The sequence below is a fragment of the Klebsiella sp. K47 genome, assembly GCF_051858335.1.
Classification (GTDB): domain Bacteria; phylum Pseudomonadota; class Gammaproteobacteria; order Enterobacterales; family Enterobacteriaceae; genus Klebsiella; species Klebsiella pneumoniae.
Genome location: NZ_JBPYUI010000053.1, coordinates 1 through 6,663, shown reverse-complemented (window position 1 = coordinate 6,663; position 6,663 = coordinate 1). Strand labels below are relative to the sequence as shown.

At 40.0% G+C, this 6,663-nt stretch carries 7 protein-coding genes; all 7 read right to left on the bottom strand.

All coding sequences use genetic code 11. The annotated features are described in order from the left end of the window. Positions 1 to 193: 193 nt before the first annotated feature. A complete protein-coding gene (locus tag RRF55_RS26720) occupies positions 194 to 1,051 on the bottom strand; it encodes a hypothetical protein (protein ID WP_125336888.1) in 858 nt (285 codons plus the stop codon). Then, the gene (locus RRF55_RS26715; RefSeq protein WP_225207907.1) at positions 1,038 to 2,411 is read right to left on the bottom strand and encodes a glycoside hydrolase family 19 protein; all 1,374 of its coding nucleotides are present in this window, start codon (positions 2,409 to 2,411) and stop codon (positions 1,038 to 1,040) included. Before RRF55_RS26715 ends, RRF55_RS26720 begins: the two co-directional genes overlap by 14 nt. Positions 2,412 to 2,647: 236 nt before the next feature. Next, complete coding sequence (locus RRF55_RS26710) at positions 2,648 to 2,938, bottom strand: hypothetical protein (protein ID WP_225314229.1); 291 nt, start codon at positions 2,936 to 2,938, stop codon at positions 2,648 to 2,650. A gap of 31 nt (positions 2,939 to 2,969) precedes the next feature. Further along, the gene (locus RRF55_RS26705) at positions 2,970 to 3,407 is read right to left on the bottom strand and encodes a hypothetical protein (RefSeq protein WP_130953387.1); all 438 of its coding nucleotides are present in this window, start codon (positions 3,405 to 3,407) and stop codon (positions 2,970 to 2,972) included. Then, on the bottom strand, positions 3,394 to 3,783 hold the full coding sequence (locus RRF55_RS26700) for a hypothetical protein (protein ID WP_050582450.1): 390 nt from the start codon (positions 3,781 to 3,783) through the stop codon (positions 3,394 to 3,396). Before RRF55_RS26700 ends, RRF55_RS26705 begins: the two co-directional genes overlap by 14 nt. A 100-nt stretch (positions 3,784 to 3,883) precedes the next feature. Further along, entirely contained in the window at positions 3,884 to 4,720 is an 837-nt protein-coding gene (locus RRF55_RS26695; RefSeq protein ID WP_064153741.1) for a hypothetical protein, read from the bottom strand. A 26-nt stretch (positions 4,721 to 4,746) separates the two neighbouring features. Next, positions 4,747 to 6,663, bottom strand: a 1,917-nt coding sequence (locus tag RRF55_RS26690; protein WP_281157733.1) for a glycoside hydrolase family protein, incomplete at its 5' end; no start/stop codon positions are given.

The following is a 6,663-nucleotide window of genomic DNA, read 5'->3' as shown; positions in this document are numbered from 1 at the left end:
GTCACTTCAGTAAACTGACGCCTGTCTCTGCTGCGGGTGACAATAGCGTCACTCAGCGTGACAAGCGTGTCTTTATCCAGTTTCCCGGCTATACGCTCTACATGAAAATCTTCCGCACTGGTGTAATAACTTTAGACTCCTGCCACTTTTAAAGCTTTATTTTTATGTAGTTACGGAACTTTCTGAACACCGGTTAGGAATCATATCTTTTAAGTAAATATTGTTTTATAGAATTCGCGTTCTTATATTTAAATGGATTTTTCTTTGCATTATATCCTGATAAATTAGAATCTTTATCCAAGATCTCATTAGTATGTATGCGTCCATTTTTATCATATATATATCCATATATTTTATAATAATTACCTTCGTCGACGCCCCCCCACGTTATCAGGCTAATGATATTCATTTCTGACTTAAGTTTCATAAAAAAGACAGTGCGCACGGAAGGAGCCATATTATCATGATTCTTTATCGCATCGATAATGACTTCACCACTTGTATCCTCACGAATAAGATTCAAAGAATTATCTCTTACATATTTAATAGCAACATTATTAACTCCTTTTAAAATAAAAGGTCCCTGCTGTATAGACTCAAAATCGACAATGTAGTCTTTTTTAGTTATCGAATCGTTTTTTAAACCACCACCTAAACGATTACAAACAGCACTATTTAAGCTGATAGGGTCAACCCATTTTTTACTCATACGACTATATGACTTTGCGAAAACTATATTTAATTTGCTATCTAGCGCATATATGTTATCAAATAATAACACTCCATCAATAGAAGGTGAATCCATGCTTAATCTAACTCCAGAAACGTCTCCCCATTGACAGGAAAAAGTATAGTGTTGTTTTATCGTAACATTACTGGAGTTACCTTCGAGTCCCACATCAATATTTTTAATTCCATTATCGTTTTTTACTTGCAATGAAAAATATTTGACATCTTCAACTGGGTCAGAAGGTGATAATTTGAAATCTGCTGCATATGATAGCCTTGCAAAAGAGACAAATAAAAACATCAATATTTTAGAATATTTCATCAAAAATACCCTCTTGTAGAAATCTTATTAAATTATTATGTCTATCTTCATAGTGATTATCATAGAGATTAACAATTCGCGTTATTGAGTCTGATACAGCTCTACTAATGCCATTAGCAGCGCTACTAAATAAATTATTCTGATCCCAAAAGTACAAAGCAGATCTTGCCGCATAAACCGTTTCAACTAGGAGATCTGGGGTGGATTCAAAATCAACACGTTCTCCCCAAACTCTTTCGTGATAATTTGTAAAAGATCTATAGTTATTCTTAAATGTTAACTGTTTCATTCCTCTTCCACGATATCGCCATCCATCTCCACTTGCAATATTATCATTCCCCTCTCGACCACCATATGCTCTGTTCGCAATATTCTGTTTATTTGCTACTTGTCTTCCCGGAATATATCCATCCGTTTGAGCATCTTGAGGATGATTACGATAATATGCAAACTTATTTATAAGTACTTGTGGCCTATAATTAAACCCCTCATTCAAATTGAAAGTGGGGCCTACTTCTTGATATATTTGAGCAAAAAAGTGATACAGTCTATTTTTAGTATTAATATTACAAACTTCAAATTTATTCGAAAATTCTTCTGCAACAACATCAAGAACAGAGTCAGAAACATTTCCTGGGTCAGACCAAATTCTCCTGAGCATCTCTCGTGTAATTTTGGATTTCCCTTTTTTTATAGAATTTAAAAATACTATAGGATGCATATGCCACGGCTCCGACCCCAGCGCAACGCCCTTTTCGGATACCGTCTTCATCCACGTCATCTTATCAAGAAACGTTTCCAGATACGTCTTCCACAATGGCGCATCCCTGGTTAACGTATCGAGGTATGTCTTCCAGAGCGGGGCATCCTTGCCGTAGTACCATTCACTGGCGTGTTTTGCAATTACACGGTACAGGCGGTCGCGGTAAGAGATATTATGTACCGCCTGAAGATACTCCTGCTCCTGGTAATACCCGTCCTGGTTACTGTCTATCAATTCCAGCAGCCGTTTATAGTTATACTTGTTCAGCGCGTGAGTGGTGCGCGTTTCATCCTGTGCCGCTTTATACAACTGTTCCAGAATCCCCTTCACCACGTTATTCGGTTGTTTTATCCCATCAATCAGGTCAAAACTCTCCGGAGCCTTATTCAGCGTGACAAACCCGAGCTCACCAAGCGCATACTGCGACACTTTCTTAACGCTGTCGGCGGGTAACCAGCCACCTTCAGGACGGATCTGATACCAGGCCGCATCCTTATTGCTGGTTAGCGGGTTCCCCTCTGCATCAACGCCAGGGACTTTTGCCAGCGTAAGAATCCCCGGCGCCTTTGTTTTTCGACCGCCTGCTATCGATCTCACCCCAAGAAACAAGAACCACAAAACATTAATTTAAAACCCTTCGATAAAACTTAAATAAATAAAATTCATGTTGATTGTAAAAATAAGCTTATGGGAAATTAAACCTTTCCTCATTCACGTAAGGAATATCAACTATATAATCATTTATGATACTATCACTTCTGAATGAGTTCGGTAAACAATCACTAGATTGAATAATCTTTCCATTTTTTTTGATATCAAACGACATTGTGTATTCATTTTTCAGAACCTTCGATTACATCAATGACATAACTGTATTCACCGCGTTTGAATCCATAATAAGTAACACCCATCTTGCTATCTTTGGTGCGTCTCAGTTTATTCCCTTCGTTAAAAACAACTTTTAACTCTGTTTTACCATTCCTTTTAAAACCATAATTAATTCCTTTTGTAATATTATCAATGAAAAATGAAGCTTCTTTACCTCCCTCTCCAGGTAATGAGCAAGTAATGATTTTAGTCACATTCTGTTCAGCTGCCAAAGCGGCTGCCGACAAAAAAAACAAAGCACCCCCTCTAAAAACATCTTATATTTTCTCATTGAAATACCGTTTCGCATAATGAATAAGCTTCTTGTCGCTCTGCCAATCCCATGTCCCCACCGTTTACTCTTTTTGTAACAGCAACAACATCACTATAACCGTTGCCTTGATCTAATGAATAGACCTCGTAATGCAACCAAAACCATAAAACGCTTCGAATAGCATAAGGCATTGTATTTATTTTTTCAGGCTCCGAAACAGTGTCAGGTGCTTCATCATTCCAATGATCATGATACCCCTCCATAAACCCATTATATTTTTCATATCCAGTAACTTGAATTAGCCCTCGCCCTCTAAAATTATAGCCATCATCAGGGTTGCTCTGTCTATTCCCATTCAATCTTAAGTAATGCTTACGGCCTATAGCTTGTTCATCCGCACGACGAATTATTCTTCCAGCAGAATTTTTCTGATAGCCATCAGTTTCTGACATCCGTTGGATGTTCTCGGTAATATCGGCTAAACGACCTTAAAGTTGCTGGTGAAAATTGAAACCCTTCCGTTTTTCCTTTCATTTGAGGACCAACTTCCCCTTTAATTTGGGAGAAGAAATGTCGTAATCTCGTTGGAGTATCTAACTTAAACTCCTCCAACCTCCCTTGTAGTTCAACAACGACTGTAATTGAATTATCATCAGAAGCTTGTGGGAAAATAGTTTTTAGCTGAGTATAAGTAACACCATCACTAGTACCAACAGCCTTAAGAAAAACAATCGGATGCATATGCCACGGCTCCGGTCCCAGCATAATGCCCTTTTCAGACACCGCCTTCATCCATGTCATCTTGTCCAGAAACGCTTCCAGATGCATCGCCCTCTTCCTCTGAGAATGGCCTCTGTATTTATTGATATTAATTTATCTCATTAATAAAACCAGATGCCAGGCGTTTTTTGTGACACGACTAAGGCAACTAATATTGTGTATCCGATTCGATTACTACTTCAGCACTATTATTTTTAGACTTAACGAAATAGCGGACAGACTCATTTTTTTGTTCAATTATTATCTCTAGCTTGTTGCGATCAGTCCATTGATAAATGATATATCCTCCATCAACAGGGTATTTAATATTTTTACTCGGCAACTTTTCCTTTAACGCATGCTGATAATGACTGAGCGCACGAATATTGGAATACACTTCAGCTATAGATTTATGACTAAACTGACAGCTATATTTACTTCTTCCATCGTAGGCCGCGCCTTCCGCAGCGTCTTTACAGTATTGCCAAAATTCAATTTTATCTTTATTCCCCGAAGTTACATTCCCTTTTTTTTTCTTCATGAACACCACATAGTCTTGTTCAGAGAAAAACAAATTCCCCTTAGCCTCTATGAGTTCACTGTACGGTTCGGGACATTCTTCACCAGGCCTAAGAGATGTCAGGACAATAATGTCATCCGTCAGAGGCATTCCTTCCTGTGAAAATAGTGCCTTATACATTGCCACCGTATCTTTAGAGTAAAAATAAGAAAGCAATGTTTTATTTATTCTGACGAAGTCGATAGAGCAGATTTTCCCTTTTTCCAGTAGGGAATTATGAATGGTGAGAATGTTTGAATCAGTGACGATCTCGACCTGTCGAAACTGCGTTGTCAGATTGCGAACCCTGTCCGCATCCGTCATTCCTAAGACAGTACAACTGGAGACTTTATCAAAAACCCATACATCCTTTGCCTCACTAACCTGGATGCGAGCGCTAAATGATAAAACAAAGAGGATGTAAATCCATAATAGTTTTTTATTCACAATAGCATTCCTTGTATTACATTCTGTCAATGAGAAGAATCATAAATATTATTATTGAATAAATCCCACTCTTTCCTACGGCGTGTCACCAGGCCAGTGGTACCGTCATTGGTAATATCGAGGAATTCGTCCGCTGCACCAGCATAATCTCCGCTATTAAGTTTCGATTTGAGTAAAGGTGCTTTGCGTAATGAACCGAGATTGAACAAAAGGCTTACCAACGCATCAAACTCGTACTGATAGAGATTCACCGTTACTGAACTCTTAAGTTCATTTACATATGTGGGCAGTCTTTCTTCAAAAAGTTCATCAGCGCGGGCACGCGTGATGCCGTCTTTGAATTCGTCTGACAGAACGATATCCTCACACTTGCGCCTTGCAATTAAGTGACCATAACCAATGGTGCAATAGCCCTCTGAATCATTATAAGGTTTTGACTTAAATGACTCCCATCCTTTGATAAACGCTTTTCCTTCATCTGAAACCTGTAACTGGTTTATATCAATCCGGTTTCCATTTTTGACATTTTCACTGAAAGTGTTCTCGTAACCTTCGCGCAATATTTCCAACGGATCACGTAAGTCATTTCGTCTTCTGTAAGGGAGATCTAATGTATTGTTTGGAGGCGATTCAGACTCATTTCCAGGATAGTATTCAAAATGTAGCATATAAACAGTCTGCCCCGCTATAATGCTGGGATGCCTGTTTGTTTCTGAAGAAATCATTAAACCTGTTTTAGCTATTATACTACCTTGACTCACTTTATCCCCTACATTAACAGTAATACTATTAGGATCAACCTCTCCATAACGTGCAAAAAAACGTCTGTTATCATTCGTTTTATGCTCGATTGTTATTTGTGATGTTCCCATATAATAAGCTGTAATGCTTTTTACTGTTCCGTCACAAACAGCAACAATTTCTGTCGAAGGATCGGTATACAAATCACGAGCAGCATGTTTACGACTCCCTCCGCTTCGATTTCGACCAAATATGGCCTGAGAGGCATTGCTGTCACTTAAAGATGCAGCCCAGTAATAATTTTTCCAGACTCCATTAATATCATTCTTCGGTTTGACTTTAAGCGGAAATATAATCAATTTCTGATCGTTTGATACAGCATCTAAAAACACCACCGGATGCACATGCCACGGCTCCGGCCCCAGCGCAACGCCCTTTTCAGACACCGCTTTCATCCATGTCATCTTATCCAGAAACGTTTCCAGATACGTCTTCCACAATGGCGCATCCCTGGTTAACGTATCGAGGTATGTCTTCCAGAGCGGGGCATCCTTGCCGTAGTACCATTCACTGGCGTGTTTTGCAATTACACGGTACAGGCGGTCGCGGTAAGAGATATTATGTACCGCCTGAAGATACTCCTGCTCCTGGTAATGCCCGTCCTGGTTACTGTCTATCAACGCCAGCAGACGCTGGTAGTTATATTTGTTCAGCGCGTGAGTGGTGCGGGTTTCCTCTTCTGCTGCTTTATATAACTGCTCCAGAATACCCTTCACCACGTTATTCGGTTGTTTGATCCCATCAATCAGGTCAAAACTTTCCGAAGCCTTATTCAGTGTGACAAATCCGAGCTCACCAAGCGCATACTGCGACACTTTCTGAACACTGGCAGCGGCCAGCCAGCCACCTTCTGGTCTTATCTGATAGTATGCCGCATCCTTGTTACTGGTCAGCGTATTCCCCTCAGCATCAACTCCGGGTACATTTGCAAGCGTCAGGATCCCCGGCGCCTTTGTTTTTCGACCGCCTGCTGTTATTCCGGTATCGCTCTTGTCAGATAGTGGGGCATCGTCTTTCCAGGTCAGATACACCGGCGCATCCTCTCCTGCCCCTCCGGGATTGGTGATGAACTTTTCCATATCATCCATACTCAGGCACTCTATATGCACCTGGTAGCGCGAGCGCTTGCCGTTTTCTTCCGG